Origin of the sequence: Burkholderia sp. BDU5 (assembly GCF_001522845.1) — a bacterium.
GTDB classification, from domain to species: domain Bacteria; phylum Pseudomonadota; class Gammaproteobacteria; order Burkholderiales; family Burkholderiaceae; genus Burkholderia; species Burkholderia mayonis.
In genome coordinates, this window is sequence record NZ_LOWC01000116.1 from 65,100 (window position 1) to 81,147 (window position 16,048).

Annotated in this window: 10 protein-coding genes and 1 riboswitch; of the genes, 9 read left to right on the forward strand and 1 reads right to left on the reverse strand. The window is 67.9% G+C overall.

The features are described 5' to 3' along the window. The first annotated feature begins 106 nt into the window (after positions 1-106). From WS69_RS18850 to thpR, 5 genes are all read left to right on the forward strand, one after another. A complete protein-coding gene (locus WS69_RS18850) occupies positions 107-820 on the forward strand; it encodes a transposase (RefSeq protein ID WP_010106907.1) in 714 nt (237 codons plus the stop codon). A 292-nt stretch (positions 821-1,112) separates the two neighbouring features. Next, positions 1,113-5,816 (forward strand): glutamate synthase-related protein, encoded by a 4,704-nt coding sequence (locus tag WS69_RS18855; protein ID WP_059472213.1) that lies wholly within the window; start codon positions 1,113-1,115, stop codon positions 5,814-5,816. Between the two features lie 93 nt (positions 5,817-5,909). Then, positions 5,910-7,376 carry a glutamate synthase subunit beta gene (locus tag WS69_RS18860; protein WP_059472214.1) on the forward strand — a complete coding sequence of 489 codons (1,467 nt, stop codon included), beginning with the start codon at positions 5,910-5,912 and terminating at the stop codon, positions 7,374-7,376. A 268-nt stretch (positions 7,377-7,644) separates the two neighbouring features. Further along, positions 7,645-9,159, forward strand: coding sequence for an alanine/glycine:cation symporter family protein (locus WS69_RS18865; protein ID WP_059472215.1), 1,515 nt, complete (start codon positions 7,645-7,647; stop codon positions 9,157-9,159). Next, positions 9,156-9,716 (forward strand): RNA 2',3'-cyclic phosphodiesterase, encoded by a 561-nt coding sequence (gene thpR / locus WS69_RS18870; RefSeq protein WP_059472216.1) that lies wholly within the window; start codon positions 9,156-9,158, stop codon positions 9,714-9,716. Before WS69_RS18865 ends, thpR begins: the two co-directional genes overlap by 4 nt. A 522-nt stretch (positions 9,717-10,238) precedes the next feature. Here thpR and WS69_RS18875 read toward each other — a convergent pair. Continuing rightward, positions 10,239-12,005 carry an ABC transporter ATP-binding protein/permease gene (locus WS69_RS18875; RefSeq protein ID WP_059472256.1) on the reverse strand — a complete coding sequence of 589 codons (1,767 nt, stop codon included), beginning with the start codon at positions 12,003-12,005 and terminating at the stop codon, positions 10,239-10,241. 272 nt (positions 12,006-12,277) lie between these two features. Beyond that, positions 12,278-12,408, forward strand: a riboswitch (TPP riboswitch). A 225-nt stretch (positions 12,409-12,633) separates the two neighbouring features. Between WS69_RS18875 and WS69_RS18880 the strand changes: the two genes are divergently transcribed. From WS69_RS18880 to thiE, 4 genes are read left to right on the forward strand one after another with little or no spacing between them, the layout of a single operon-like run. After that, on the forward strand, positions 12,634-13,767 hold the full coding sequence (locus WS69_RS18880; protein WP_059472217.1) for an FAD-dependent oxidoreductase: 1,134 nt from the start codon (positions 12,634-12,636) through the stop codon (positions 13,765-13,767). 40 nt (positions 13,768-13,807) lie between these two features. Beyond that, positions 13,808-14,005 carry a sulfur carrier protein ThiS gene (gene thiS / locus WS69_RS18885; protein ID WP_059472218.1) on the forward strand — a complete coding sequence of 66 codons (198 nt, stop codon included), beginning with the start codon at positions 13,808-13,810 and terminating at the stop codon, positions 14,003-14,005. Between the two features lie 51 nt (positions 14,006-14,056). Further along, positions 14,057-14,872: a thiazole synthase gene (locus WS69_RS18890; RefSeq protein WP_059472219.1), complete on the forward strand. Its 816-nt coding sequence runs from the start codon at positions 14,057-14,059 to the stop codon at positions 14,870-14,872. Further along, on the forward strand, positions 14,869-15,972 hold the full coding sequence (thiE, locus tag WS69_RS31465) for a thiamine phosphate synthase (RefSeq protein ID WP_082716304.1): 1,104 nt from the start codon (positions 14,869-14,871) through the stop codon (positions 15,970-15,972). Before WS69_RS18890 ends, thiE begins: the two co-directional genes overlap by 4 nt. Positions 15,973-16,048: the final 76 nt, after the last annotated feature.

A 16,048-nucleotide genomic window follows, 5' to 3' on the forward strand; every position in this document is an offset into this window, starting at 1 on the left:
AGAATTCGCACGACCGTGCGTATTCCCGCACCGCGACGGGCTTTGACGCGGACGCACTTATACGAGCCTTCGGGTATTTCCTAACGCGATCAAACGGACATTCAGCATGGCACGGCTAGCACGACTTTACGTTCCCGATCAGCCGCAGCACGTGATTCTACGCGGCCTGGATCAGCAACCGGCGTTCGTCGACGACCAGGATTACGAATTATTCATCGATTGCCTGAAGGCGGCGGCGCGCGATCATCATCTGGCGGTGCATGCATACGTGCTGCTGCCGCGCCAGGTCCAGCTTCTTGTGACGCCGAGCGACGAGGCCAGCCTGCCGAAAGCGATGCAGGCGGTCGGCCGCCGCTACGTCGCGCATTTCAACCGGCGCTACTCGCGACGCGGCACGTTGTGGGAAGGGCGCTATCGCGCGACCGTGATCGAGGGCGAGCGCTACTTTCTGCTCGCGAGCCGCGTCGTCGAGATAAGCCCGGTGCGCGCGCAACTCGTGACGAGCCCCGAAGCGTACCGCTGGTCGAGCTATCGCCATCACGTCGGCCTCACCGTCGATAGCCTGATCACCGACCATCCGCTGTACTGGGCGCTCGGCAACACGCCGTTCGAGCGGCAGCGCGCGTACAAGGAGCTGTGCGAGCAGCCGCTCGACGAGCGCCAGGCCGATCAGCTCCAGCAGGCGACGCTGAAGGGCTGGGTGCTGGGTGGCGAGACCTACCGCGAATGGGCGGCGCGCACGGCGAACCGGCGCGTGTCGCCGCTGCCGCGCGGGCGGCCCCGCAAGGTGCGCGAGAACACGCCGCCCATCCAGCAGTGAGCGCGTCGACGGCGGCGCGCAAGGCGGCACCCGAGGGCGCCGCTTATTTTTGCCCCATTTTGATGCTGCCCCAATAAATGTGCATGATCGCGCACCAAGATGATAATTGGGGGCAAATCATTGGCATTAATTTGCTATTCCATTGATTCGTCGCGTATATTCCGAATTCCGGCGGTCCGGGCGCGGTGCGCTCTGTCCCGGCCGGCCGCGTTGCGCTCCACCGGGAGGCGGGGGCGACGGGCAACAAGCAAATGGTTCAACGGCCGTTAGGCCCATTACAGACGGTGTCCCCATGATCGACCACCAGAAGCCGCAGAGCGCGATTCCCGCCGCGCAAGGTCTGTACGACCCGCAAAACGAGCACGATGCCTGTGGCGTCGGCTTCGTCGCTCACATCAAGGGCAAGAAGACCCACGAAATCGTAGAGCAGGGTCTGAAGATCCTCGAGAATCTCGATCACCGCGGTGCGGTCGGCGCCGATCCGCTGATGGGCGACGGTGCGGGCATCCTGATCCAGATCCCGGACGCGTTCTATCGCGAGGAGATGGCGAAGCAGGGCGTGACGCTGCCGCCCACCGGCGAATATGGGGTCGGCATGATCTTCCTGCCGAAGGAGAGCGCGTCGCGGATCGCGTGCGAGCAGGAGCTCGAGCGCACAGTGAAGGCGGAAGGCCAGGTCGTGCTCGGCTGGCGCGACGTGCCGGTCGATCATGCGATGCCGATCTCGCCCGCGGTGAAGGCGAGCGAGCCCGTGATTCGCCAGATCTTCATCGGCCGCGGCAAGGACGTGATGGTGACGGACGCGCTCGAGCGCAAGCTCTACGTGATCCGCAAGACCGCGAGCCACCGGATCCAGGCGCTCAAGCTCAAGCACGGCAAGGAATACTTCGTGCCGTCGATGTCCGCGCGCACGGTCGTCTACAAGGGGCTGCTGCTCGCCGGCCAGGTCGGCGTGTACTACCGCGATCTGCAGGACGAGCGCGTCGTCTCCGCGCTCGCGCTCGTGCACCAGCGCTTCTCGACGAACACGTTCCCCGCGTGGGAACTGGCTCACCCGTACCGGATGATCGCGCACAACGGCGAAATCAACACGGTGAAGGGCAACGTCAACTGGCTGAACGCGCGTACCGGCGCGATCGCGTCGCACGTGCTCGGCGACGATCTGCCGAAGCTTTGGCCGCTGATCTATCCGGGCCAGTCGGATACGGCTTCGTTCGACAACTGCCTCGAACTGCTCGTGATGGCGGGTTATCCGCTCGTGCACGCGGTGATGATGATGATTCCGGAAGCGTGGGAACAGCACACGCTGATGGACGACAACCGCCGCGCGTTCTACGAATACCACGCCGCGATGATGGAGCCGTGGGACGGTCCCGCCGCGATCGCGTTCACCGACGGCCGCCAGATCGGCGCGACGCTCGACCGCAACGGCCTGCGTCCGGCCCGCTACATCATCACCGACGACGATCTCGTGATCATGGCGTCGGAATCGGGCGTGCTGCCGATTCCCGAATCGAAGATCGTCAAGAAATGGCGTCTGCAGCCGGGCAAGATGTTTCTGATCGACATGGAGCACGGCCGGATCATCGACGACAAGGAGCTGAAGGACAATCTCGCGAACGCGAAGCCGTACAAGAGCTGGATCGACGCGGTCCGCATCAAGCTCGACGAGATCGAGCCGGAGGACGCGGACGTCGCGGCCGAGCGCCGCGCGTCGGCCGTGCTGCTCGATCGCCAGCAGGCGTTCGGCTACACGCAGGAAGACCTCAAGTTCCTGATGGCCCCGATGGCGCAGCAGGGCGAGGAAGCGGTCGGCTCGATGGGCAACGATTCGCCGTTGGCCGTCATGTCGAACAAGAACAAGACGCTCTATCACTATTTCAAGCAGCTGTTCGCGCAGGTCACGAACCCGCCGATCGACCCGATCCGCGAGAACATGGTGATGTCGCTCGTGTCGTTCATCGGCCCGAAGCCGAACCTGCTCGACACGAACAACATCAACCCGCCGATGCGTCTCGAAGTGTCGCAGCCCGTGCTCGACTTCAAGGACATCGCGAAGATCCGCTCGATCGATCGCTACACGGGCGGCAAGTTCAGCGCGTACGAGCTGAACATCTGCTATCCGGTCGCGTGGGGCAAGGAAGGCATCGAGGCGCGTCTCGCGTCGCTGTGCGCGGAAGCCGTCGACGCAGTGAAGTCGGGCTACAACATCCTCATCGTATCGGACCGCAAGACGGACGCCGAGAACGTCGCGATCCCGGCGCTCCTCGCGACGTCGGCGATCCACACGCACCTCGTGCAGCAGGGGCTGCGCACGAGCACGGGCCTCGTCGTCGAGACGGGCTCCGCGCGCGAGACGCACCACTTCGCGCTGCTGGCCGGCTACGGCGCGGAAGCCGTGCACCCGTACCTCGCGATGGAAACGCTCGCGAAGATGGCGGAAGGCCTGCCGGGCGACCTGTCGCCGGAGAAGGCGATCTACAACTTCACGAAGGCGGTCGGCAAGGGCCTGCAGAAGGTGATGTCGAAGATGGGCATCTCCACCTACATGTCGTATACCGGCGCGCAGATCTTCGAGGCGCTCGGCCTGTCGACCGAGCTCGTCGACAAGTACTTCAAGGGCACGGCGTCGAAGGTGGGCGGCATCGGCCTCTTCGACGTGGCCGACGAGGCGATCCGCCTGCACCGCGACGCGTTCGGCGACAACCCGGTGCTCGCCGACATGCTCGACGCGGGCGGCGAGTACGCGTTCCGCGTGCGCGGCGAAGACCATATGTGGACGCCCGATTCGATCGCGAAACTGCAGCACGCGACGCGCGGCAACTCGTACCAGACGTACAAGGAATATGCGCACCTCATCAACGATCAGACCAAGCGCCACATGACGCTGCGCGGCCTGTTCGAGTTCAAGGTCGATCCGATGAAGGCGATTCCGATCGACGAAGTCGAACCGGCGAAGGACATCGTCAAGCGCTTCGCGACGGGCGCGATGTCGCTCGGCTCGATCAGCACGGAAGCGCACACGACGCTCGCGATCGCGATGAACCGGATCGGCGGCAAGTCGAACACAGGCGAAGGCGGCGAGGACGAGCACCGCTATCGCAACGAGCTGCGCGGCATTCCGATCAAGGTCGGCGACACGCTGAAGTCGGTGATCGGCGACGAAATCGTCCGCGACATTCCGCTCAAGGAAGGCGATTCGCTGCGCTCGAAGATCAAACAGGTCGCGTCGGGCCGCTTCGGCGTCACGGCCGAGTACCTCGCGTCGGCGGACCAGATCCAGATCAAGATGGCGCAAGGCGCGAAGCCGGGCGAAGGCGGCCAGCTGCCGGGCCACAAGGTGTCCGAATACATCGGCAAGCTGCGCTACTCAGTGCCGGGCGTCGGTCTCATCTCGCCGCCGCCGCACCACGACATCTATTCGATCGAGGATCTCGCGCAGCTGATCCACGACCTGAAGAACGTCAATCCGGTCGCGAGCATCTCGGTGAAGCTCGTGTCGGAAGTGGGCGTCGGCACGGTCGCGGCGGGCGTCGCGAAGGCGAAGGCCGATCACGTCGTGATCGCGGGTCATGACGGCGGCACGGGTGCCTCGCCGCTGTCGTCGATCAAGCACGCGGGCACGCCGTGGGAGCTCGGCCTCGCCGAGACGCAGCAGACGCTCGTGCTGAACCGCCTGCGCGGCCGCATCCGTGTGCAGGCCGACGGCCAGATGAAGACGGGTCGCGACATCGTGATCGGCGCGCTCCTCGGCGCGGACGAATTCGGCTTCGCGACGGCGCCGCTCGTCGTCGAAGGCTGCATCATGATGCGCAAGTGCCATCTGAACACGTGCCCGGTCGGCGTCGCGACGCAGGATCCGGTGCTGCGCGCGAAGTTCTCGGGCCAGCCCGAGCACGTCGTCAACTACTTCTTCTTCGTCGCCGAGGAAGCGCGCGAGATCATGGCGCAGCTCGGCATCGCGAAGTTCGACGATCTCGTCGGCCGCGCCGATCTGCTCGACATGCGCCGCGGCGTCGAGCACTGGAAGGCGAAGGGCCTCGACTTCACGCGCGTGTTCTATCAGCCGGAAGGCTGCGAGGGCATTGCGCGCCGCCACCTCGAGTCGCAGGACCACGGCCTCGAGCGCTCGCTCGACCACACGCTGATCGAGAAAGCGAAGGCCGCGATCGAGAACGGCGAGCACGTGTCGTTCATCCAGCCGGTGCGCAACGTGAACCGCACGGTCGGCGCGATGCTGTCCGGCGCGATCGCGAAGAAGCACGGCCACGACGGCCTCGCCGACGACGCGGTCCACATCCAGTTGAAGGGCACGGCGGGCCAGAGCTTCGGCGCGTTCCTCGCGAAGGGCGTGACGCTCGACCTCGTCGGCGACGGCAACGACTACGTCGGCAAGGGCCTGTCGGGCGGCCGGATCATCATCCGTCCGACCAACGACTTCCGCGGCAAGTCCGAGGAGAACATCATCTGCGGCAACACGGTGATGTACGGCGCGCTCGAAGGCGAAGCGTTCTTCCGCGGCGTCGCGGGCGAGCGCTTCTGCGTGCGCAACTCGGGCGCGACGGCGGTCGTCGAAGGTACGGGCGACCACGGCTGCGAATACATGACGGGCGGCACGGTCGTCGTGCTCGGCGAGACCGGGCGCAACTTCGCCGCGGGCATGTCGGGCGGCGTCGCATACGTGTACGACCCGGACGGCACGTTCGCCGCGAAGTGCAACAAGTCGATGGTCGCGCTCGATCCGGTGCTGCAACAGGCCGAGCAGGAGCGCACGGTCGATCCCGCACTCTGGCACGCCGGCGCGACGGACGAAGCGCTCCTCAAGGGGCTCGTCGAGCGTCACTTCCAGTTCACCGGCTCGCCGCGCGCGAAGTCGCTGCTCGAGAACTGGGATGCGGCGCGCCGCCAGTTCGTGAAGGTGTTCCCGCACGAATACAAGCGCGCGCTCGGCGAAATCGGCGCGAAGAAGAAAGCCAACGAGGTGCTCGCCGCCTGATGCAGGGCGGCTCGACGACATAGCGAACGCGCCCGTCCGGCGGACGGGCGCGGGTCCCCCTTACTCGATTCAACAGATTCAGAAGAGAACCTTATGGGCAAGGCAACCGGTTTTCTGGAGTTCGAACGCCGCCACGAGGCGTACGAAGCACCGCTTACACGCGTGAAGCACTACAAGGAGTTCGTCGCGGCACTCACCGACGAGGATGCGAAGATCCAGGGCGCGCGCTGCATGGATTGCGGCATCCCGTTCTGCAACAACGGGTGCCCCGTCAACAACATCATTCCGGACTTCAACGATCTCGTGTATCGCCAGGATTGGCGGCAGGCGATCGAAGTGCTGCACTCGACGAACAACTTCCCCGAGTTCACGGGCCGCATCTGCCCGGCGCCGTGCGAAGCGGCGTGCACGCTCGGGATCAACGACGATCCCGTCGGCATCAAGTCGATCGAGCACGCGATCATCGACAAAGCGTGGTCGGAAGGCTGGGTCGAGCCGCAGCCGGCCGCGCACAAGACGGGCAAGAAGGTCGCGGTCGTCGGCTCGGGCCCCGCGGGCCTCGCCGCCGCGCAGCAGCTCGCGCGCGCGGGCCACGACGTGACGGTGTTCGAGAAGAGCGACCGGATCGGCGGCCTGCTGCGCTACGGAATCCCCGACTTCAAGCTCGAGAAGTGGCTGATCGACCGCCGGATGCGCCAGATGGAGGCGGAAGGCGTGACGTTCCGCACGAGCGTGTTCATCGGCCGTGAGCCGCTGCCCGAGTCGATCGGCAACATGGCGAAGGAGACGATCTCGCCCGACACGCTGAAGGACGAGTTCGACGCAGTCGTGATCGCGGGCGGCTCGGAAACGCCGCGCGATCTGCCGGTGCCGGGCCGCGAGCTCGCGGGCATCCATTACGCGATGGATTTCCTGCCGCAGCAGAACAAGGTGAACGCGGGCGACAAGGTGCCCGATCAACTGCTCGCGAAGGGCAAGCACGTCGTCGTGATCGGCGGCGGCGATACGGGCTCGGACTGCGTCGGCACGTCGAACCGCCACGGCGCGAAGCACATCACGCAGTTCGAGCTGCTGCCGCAGCCGCCCGAAGCGGAGAACAAGCCGCTCGTGTGGCCGTACTGGCCGGTCAAGCTGCGCACGTCGTCTTCGCACGACGAAGGCTGCGAGCGCGACTGGGCGGTCGCGACGAAGCGCTTCGAAGGCAAGAACGGCAAGGTCGAGAAGCTGATCGCGGTGCGCGTCGCGTGGGTCGACGGCAAGATGCAGGAAGTGCCGAATTCCGAGTTCGAGATCAAGGCCGATCTCGTGCTGCTCGCGATGGGCTTCACGCAGCCGGCCGCGCCCGTGCTCGACGCGTTCGGCGTCGCGAAGGACGCGCGCGGCAACGCGCGTGCGGGCACCGAAGGCGATCGCGCGTACTACACGTCGGTCGACAAGGTGTTCGCCGCGGGCGACATGCGCCGGGGCCAGTCGCTCGTCGTCTGGGCGATCCGCGAAGGCCGACAGTGCGCGCGCTCGGTCGACGCGTACCTGACGGGCAGCTCGGAACTGCCGCGCTGAGCGAGCGTCGTTCGCCAGAGCGTCGTTTCGACGAACCGGGCGTCCATGAGGGCGCCCGGTTTTTTTATGCGCGATCGCTCGGCGGCGCGCGCATCGCATGGATCGCGAAGGCGTCGTCGATGGGCGCCGCGCATCGTGCACATCCTTTCATCTTTCTCTACAAAAATTTCATTTTGTAAGTGTCGGCGAAACCTGTCATATCATGTCGGCCCTCGGCCGGCTATGACCGGAATCAAGAATAATCCGCCCCCAAATCAGGAGATGATGGATGGAAGGCTTTGTGCATACGTTGATCGACGGGATCAACGGCATTCTCTGGAACTACGTGCTGATTGCGCTGCTGCTCGGCGCCGGCGTGTGGTTCACGCTGCGCTTCAGGATGATCCAGTTGCGCGCGCTGTTCCTCAGCATGCGCCTCGTCGGCAGCAAGGGCGAGCCGGGCAGCATCTCGTCGTTCCAGGCATTCGCGACCGGGCTCGCGAGCCGCGTCGGCACGGGCAACATCGCGGGCGTTGCGGTCGCGATGACGGTGGGCGGCCCGGGCGCGATCTTCTGGATGTGGATGACGGCGCTCGTCGGGATGTCGTCCGCATTCGTCGAAGCGACGCTCGCGCAAATCTTCAAGGTGTCGCATCATGACGGCACGTATCGCGGCGGCCCCGCGTACTACATCCAGATCGGGCTGCGCTCGCGCGGCTTCGGCGTGCTGTTCTCGCTGTCGCTGATCCTCGCGTTCGGCTTCGTGTTCAATGCGGTGCAGGCGAATGCGATCGCCGAGGCGTTCAACACGTCGTTCGGCTTCAGCCGCGCCGCGGTCGGGCTCGGGCTCGTCGCGCTGACGGCGCCGATCATCTTCGGCGGCATTCGCCGGATCGCGCACGTCGCGCAGGTGATCGTGCCCGTGATGGCGATCGGCTATCTCGCGCTCGCCGTCTACGCGGTCGCGACGCACGTCGCGCTCGTGCCGGAGATGATCGTGCTCATCGTGAAGAGCGCGTTCGGCCTCGATCAGGCGGCGGGCGGCTTCGCCGGCTATGCGGTGAGCCAGGCGGTGTCGATCGGCGTGAAGCGCGGCCTGTTCTCGAACGAGGCCGGGATGGGCAGCGCGCCGAACGCGGCCGCGACCGCGAGCACGCGGCATCCGGTCACGCAGGGCCTGATCCAGATGCTCGGCGTGTTCGTCGACACGATCGTGATCTGCAGCGCGACCGCGTTCGTGATCCTGTTGTCGGGGCAGTACGAGCCGGGCACGTCGATGGAGGGCGCGGCGCTCACGCAGCGCGCGATCTCGAGCCACGTCGGCGACTGGGGAGGCATCTACATGGCGGTGGCGATCTTTTTCCTCGCGTTCTCGTCGGTGATCGGCAACTACGCGTATGCGGAAGGCAACGTCGAGTTCGTCACGCGGCGACGCGGCGCGCTGCTGATTTTCCGTCTCGCGGTGCTCGGGATGGTGATGTTCGGCAGCGTCGGCCAACTGCCGCTCGTGTGGGCGATGGCCGACACGAGCATGGGCCTGATGGCGCTCATCAACCTGCTCGCGATCCTCGCGCTCGGCAAGTACGCGCTCGCCGCGTGGCGCGATTACCAGCGCCAGCGCGCGGCGGGCGTGGCCGATCCGGTGTTCACGCGCAAGACGATTCCCACGCTCGCCAAGGTGCTCCCGGAAGACGTGTGGGGCGATCACGGGCCGCTGCCGCAGGGCGACAAGCTCGCAGCGGCGCACGGCGCGGGTGGCGCGGGCGCGGCTCAGGCCGCGGGGCCGCTCGGCTCCGCGCGGTGACGATGGCGGGCGACCGGCTGCGCTGCTTCGTCGCGCTCACGCTCGATCGGGCGTCGCGCGACGCGCTCGCGGCGCTGCCCGTCGCCGCTGGTGCGCGGCGTACGTCGCGCGACCAATTGCACGTGACGATCGCGTTCCTCGGCTCGGTCGAGCGGACGAAGAGCGAGCGGCTCGGCGCGCGCCTTGCCGAACTCGCGGCGGTCGACGCGGTGCCGCCCGTCGACGTCGAGCGCGTCGTCTGCTGGCCGAGCACCGCGCATGCGCGGCTCGTCGTCGCGGAGCTCGCGCCGCAGCCACAATTGCTCGCGCTCGGCGAGCGGGTGGGCGGCGCATTACGCGAGCTCGGTTTGCCGCCCGACAGCCGCGCGTTCAAGCCGCACGTGACGATCGCGCGGTTTCCGCGTGACGCGCATCGCGTGGCGACCGACAGCGCGAACGATGCCGTAAGCGGCATACCGCTCGCGTTGCGGTTCGAAACGCTCACGCTCTACGAGAGCATTCTCACGCGCCCGGGCGCCGAGCATCGGGTGCTCGCGTCGGCGGCGCTGCGTGGATGACGGCGGGGCGAGCGTAGCGCGGGGCCTGGTTGTCGATCGGCATTTCGCCGAATGCTCAGGTTCCCGAAGCGATCGCGGCGCCGGCCGCTTGTCGTTCGATATCCTCTCTTTCGCCCGTCTGACGAAATGACCGGCTGCGTCGCCGACCGGCATTCGGCGACACTTCTTGGCATTTACGATCGTCGGCGAGCGTGGACACGATCTGCGGCCGCGCGTCCCGCTGGCGCATCGCCGACCTCCACGCACCGGCCGCTCATCGCCCGCTGCCGTACCGCGCGAGCGTCGCCCCGTCGAAATTGATCTCCGGTTCGTGCCCGGCGGCGAGATCCGCGGCGAACGCCGCGCATGCGGCGCCCCGCCGCGCGGCATCGATCGTCCACCGCGGCGAACCGCTCGCGCGCGGCTTCGTCCGCGCCGCGCGCATGCAGCATCAGCGCGCCGCCGGGCGCCGCGAGCGTGCGCGCGCCGCGCTGATCTCCGAGCCCGCGCCCGTGATCGGCGCGACGCGAGAATGTGCGCCGCTCACGCGGCGACCCTCGCTTCATCGCGGCGCACGTCGAGCGTCTGCTCATGGAACGATGCGACCGATTCGCGGTGCGCGATGCTGACGATCGCCGCCTTCGGCAGCCGCTCGTCGAAGAGCCGGTAGAGGCGCGCTTCGTTGTCGGCGTCGAGCGCGCTCGTCGCTTCGTCGAGGAACAGATAGTCGGGCTTGTGCAGCAGCACGCGGGCGCCCGCGAGACGCTGCTGCTCGCCGGGCGACAGGATGCGCGTCCAGTGGCCGGTCTCGCCGAGCCGCTCGGCGTAGTCGCCGAGGCCGCATGCGCGCAGCGCGTCGCGGCATGCGTCGTCGCTGAACGTGTCGACGGCCGACGGATACGCGAGCGCCGCCTTCAGCGCGCCGATCGGCAGGTAGCTCTGCTGCGGGACGAACATCATCCGCGCGTCGACGGGCGCATCGATCGCGCCGTCGCCGAACGGCCAGAGGCCCGCGAGCGCACGCATCAGCGTGCTCTTGCCGGAGCCGGACGGCCCGCGTACGAGCCAGCGCGAGCCGGGCTGGATCGCGACGTCGCCAATCGACGCGAGCGCCGCGCCATTCGGCAGCGCGAGCTTTAGGCCCGACGTCGTGATTTCGGCCGTGTCGACGTAATGCAGGTTGATGCCGCCGTGCTCGGTCGCGGGCGACATCGCTTCCTTCAGGTGCGACGCGCCCATCACACGCTTGAATTCGCGCAGACGGTTGACGGTCGCGCGCCACTCGGCGAGCGTGCCGTAACTGTTGATGAACCACGAGAACGAGTCGCTGACGGTGCTGAACGCACGGCTGATCTGCATCAGCACGCCGAACGTGAACGCGCCTGCGAAGTAGCGGGGCGCGGCGACCGCGATCGGAAAGAGGCTCGCGAGCTGCGCGTAGAAGTTCAGCACGAACGTGAGGCGCTTCGTGTAGCGCATCACGCGCCACCAGTTCTCGCGGATCCGCTGGAACAGGTTCTGCTCGTGCGCGGTCTCGACGGGCTCGCCGCTGTAGAACGCGATCTGCTCAGCGTTCTCACGGATGCGGATCAGGCTGAAGCGGAAGTCCGCCTCGACGCGCTGCTGCTGGTAGTTGATCGACACGAGCGGATGGCCGAAGCGGTGCATCACGTACGAACCGGCGATCGCGTAGATCATCGCGACCCACACCATGTAGCCGGGGATCGTGATCGCGTGGCCGCTGAGCGTGATTGTCGCCGCGCCGGCGATCGACCAGAGGATCGTCGCGAACGAGATCAGCGTGACGACCGTCGACAGCAGGTCGAGCGACAGCGACAGCGTCGTCGACGCGAGCGACTGCAGGTCGTCTGCGATCCGCTGGTCGGGGTTGTCGGCGAGCCGGTCGCGCTCGATCCGGTAGAAGTTGCGGTCGCCGAGCCATTCGTGCAGGAAGCGCGTCGTCAGCCACTGGCGCCAGCGGAAGCCGAGCATCTGCCGCAAGTAGAGACCGTACACCGCGAGGATGATGAACGCGAACGCGAGCACCGCGAACGTGATCAGCAGGCTCGGGAAGTCGCGCACGTCCTTCGATTGCAGCGCGTTGTAGAACGACGCGCTCCACGAGTTGATCCGCACGTTGATCCACACGAGCGTCAGATTGATCGCGACGATCGTGACGAGCAGTCCCCACGCGACCTTCCACTCTTCGGAGACCCAATAGGGCTTGATGAGGCTCCACGTGGATATCGGAGACGGATGTCGCGACGGATCGTCCGGAATGGGGGCGAGGGCTTGCATCGATTGAGTCATGAGCTTCCTGATGTGAGGCCGGCGACGCCGGGCGGACGGCCGCGCCGCGCCCGGCGCGCCCGTTCGGCGCCGCCGCGCGGCGAGCGTGCCGCGGATTCTGGCGAGCATGTCTTAAACGACGCTTAACGCCGGGAGCGACATCGGCACGCCGCCGCCGCGATGTCGCTCGCGCGCCGTGCCCTGCGGGCATTGTGCCAGCGCCGCGGTGCGGCAGGCGAATTTGCCGCATTCCGAGGTTTGCTGCCGTTTCCGCTTTTATGGTCTAATGGCCGTCGACGAAACAGGGGTGCTTCGCGCGCCTCGGCCCTGCCGGTCGGCACGGCCGGATGCGCGGCGAGGCTGAGAGAGACCCTTCGCACCCGATCCGGGTAATACCGGCGCGGGAAGTTTCCGATCCCGCCGGGCCGCGCCCGCCGCCGTCGCTTTGTCGAGCTGCGCGTCGCATGGTTCTGGCCGGCCTCAGTCGCCGGTTTCGTCCTTTTGGGTGCGCATCTTCGCGCGTGACGGAAGGTATCGATGACCGTGCAATCTTCAGTTCTTTTGCTTCGCTGCGAGCCGTCGGCCGCGGCGGCTTCCCCGGCCCGCCTTTCGGGCCGTCTCTCGGTGACGAACACGACGGGCGGATGCGATGAACCTGCACGCGTCTGAACCCGATTTCGCGGTGCTGGGCGGCGGCCTCGTCGGCCGTCTGATCGCGTGGCGCCTCGCGGGCGCGGGGCACCGCGTCGCGCTCTACGAGCGCGGCGATGCGGCGGGCTCGGGTTCTGCCGCATGGATCGCGGCGGCGATGCTCGCGCCGCTCGCCGAAGCGGCGAGCGCCGAGCGCTTCATCTCCGATCTCGGCGTCGCATCGCTCGACCTCTGGCCGCGCTGGCTTGCCGAGCTGCCCGAGCCCGTGTTCTTCCAGCGCAACGGCACGCTCGTCGTCTGGCATCACGCGGACCGCGCGGAAGCGCCGCTCTTTGAGCGCCGCGTGCGCGCGAACGCGAGCGCCGAGCTGCTCGACGGCGGCCTCGTCGCGCTCGCGGGCGCACAGGTCGACGCGGCCGAGCCGGCGCTCGCCGGGCGCTTCGCGCACGGCCTCCTGCTGCCGCGCGAAGGCCAGCTCGACAACCGCCAGGTGCTGCGCGCGCTCGCCGCGGGCCTCGCCGAGCGCGGCGTCGACGCGCACTGGAACACCGCAATCGAGCCGCAGGCGGCGCCCGTCGCGCGCATCACGATCGATTGCCGCGGGCTCGGCGCGAAGGCGCAGATGCCGACGCTGCGCGGGATCCGCGGCGAGGTCGTGCGCGTGCACGCGCCGGGCATCGGCCTCACGCGCCCCGTGCGGCTTCTGCATCCGCGCTATCCGCTCTACGTCGCGCCGAAAGAGAACGATCTCTACGTGATCGGCGCGACCGAGATCGAGGGCGAGGACATGTCGCCCGTCAGCGTGCGCTCGGCGCTCGAGCTGCTGAGCGCCGCGTTCTCGGTGCATCCGGCGTTCGGCGAGGCGCGCATTCTCGAGCTGAATTCGCAATGCCGGCCGACGCTGCCCAACCATCGCCCGGCGCTCGTCTGGGATGGTGGTGCGACGCTCGCGGTCAACGGCCTGTACCGGCACGGCTTCATGATCGCGCCGGAAGTCGCCGACACCGCGGTCCGCTTCGCACGGGCGCTTGTCGAGCGTACGGTGAAGGATGCCGACACGTTCGCCGCGTGGCGCCACGACGCGCGCTGGCCGGCGCTGCTGCAGCAAGGCGCGGCGCACGCGCCCGCGTGAGCGCGGCCCGCCGATCCGATCAATCGATATCGACAGCATCATGGACATCCAGATCAATCAACAGACGCTCTCGCTGCCCGACGGCGCGACGGTCGCCGACGCGCTCGCCGCATACGGCGTGCAGCCGCCGTTCGCGGTCGCGATCAACGGCGCGTTCGTCGCGCGCACGCAGCACGCGGCACGCGCACTCGCCGCGGGCGACAAGCTCGACATCGTGCATCCGGTCGCAGGCGGCTGACGCGTTGGCGCGCCAGCTTCGTCCCTGCACCCGCCCCCACAGGATCTTCCGATGACGCCTCTTTCTTCCGCCGACACGCTCACGCTGCACGGCACAACCTTCGCGAGCCGCGTGCTGCTCGGCACGTCGCGCTATCCGTCTCTGCAGTCGCTGTCCGATTCGATCGCCGCCGCGCGGCCGGGCATGGTGACGGTCGCGCTGCGGCGCCAGATGAACGCCGGTGCGGCCGAGGCCGGCTTCTTCGATCTGCTCAAGCGCCACAACGTGCCGCTGTTGCCGAACACGGCGGGCTGCCAGACAGTCGCCGAGGCGGTGACGACCGCGCAGATGGCGCGCGAAGTGTTCGAAACCGACTGGATCAAGCTCGAGCTGATCGGCGACGATTACACGCTGCAGCCGGACCCGGTCGGCCTCATCGAGGCGGCGACGCTGCTCGTGAAGGACGGCTTCAAGGTGCTGCCGTACTGCACCGAGGATCTCGTGATCGGCCGGCGCCTGCTCGATGCGGGCTGCGAGGCGCTGATGCCGTGGGGCGCGCCGATCGGCACCGGCAAGGGCGTCGTGAACCCGTACGGGCTGCGCGTGCTGCGCGAGCGGCTGCCGGACGTGCCGCTCATCGTCGACGCGGGGCTCGGCGTGCCGTCGCACGCGTGCCAGGTGATGGAGTGGGGCTTCGACGGCGTGCTGCTCAACACCGCCGTGTCGCAGGCGACGCATCCGGAGATCATGGCGCGCGCGTTCGCACAGGGCGTCGAGGCGGGGCGCGCCGCGTACCTGGCCGGGCCGATGGACGCGCGCGAGACCGCGCACGCGAGCACGCCCGTCGTCGGGATGCCGTTCTGGCACCAGGACGGGAGCCACGCATGAGCGCCGCGCTGCCCGACGCGTTCTGGCCGCCCGCCGACGAGCTTACCGAGGCCGCCGAGCGGATTCGCGCGACGCTCGGCGTGTGGCCGCAGCCCGCGGCGCGCTCGCGGATCTGCCTTGCGCCGCCCGAGCATCCGCGCGCGGGCGACCTGTGGGTCGCGACCGCAGGCGACGCCGATGCCGACGCCGCCCATCTCGCGCGGCTGACTACGGCGGGCGCGCAGGCGATCGTCATCGACGACACGTTGGCGACGCTGTACGCCGGCGCGGCGCGCCATGCGCTCGCCGCGCGCGCGCCGCTCGCCGAAGACTGGATCGCCGCGCTCGCCGCGTTCCTCGATTGCGGCTTTCCGGCGCCCGATGCGCTCGTGCTCGCGCTCGCGTGGCGCGACGGCGACGAGGCGCGCGGCGACGATTCCTGGCCCGTCGATCCGGCGCGCTTTCCGCGCGCGCTCGATGTGGCCGCGTCACCGGAGTCCGCGTTCCCGGCGTGCCCGCACCGGCTCGGCCTGTATCCGGTGCTGCCGAGCGCCGAATGGATCGAGCGGGTGCTCGACTGCGGCGTGAAGACTGTGCAACTGCGCGTGAAGGATGCGTCGCCCGACGCGCTGCGCGCCCAGATCGGGCGGGCCGTCGCCGCGGGCCGCCGTCATCCGGACGCGCGCGTGTTCATCAACGATCACTGGCGGCTCGCGCTCGACGCGGGCGCGTACGGCATCCACCTCGGCCAGGAAGATCTCGAGACAGCCGATCTTGCGGCGATCGCGCAGGCCGGCGTGCGGCTCGGGCTGTCGAGCCACGGGTATTACGAAATGCTCGTCGCGCTGCAGGTGAAGCCGAGCTACCTCGCGCTCGGCCCGGTGTTCGCGACCACGACGAAGGCGGTCGCCGCGCCGCCGCAGGGCCTGGCGCGGCTCGCGCGCTATGCGCGCTTCGCGGGGCCGCAGGCGCCGCTCGTCGCGATCGGCGGCATCACCGTCGACACGCTCGGCGCCGTGCTGGCGGCGGGCGTCGGCAGCGCGGCCGTCGTCAGCGCGGTCACGGCCGCAGCCGATTACCGAGCGGCGATTATTGCGATGCAGCAAATATTCGGACGATAATTTGACAATCTCTGACTGGAACGCCTGAGAGGCCTTCACGACATCATTCGAATGCAGGCCCTATAATTCGGCGTTC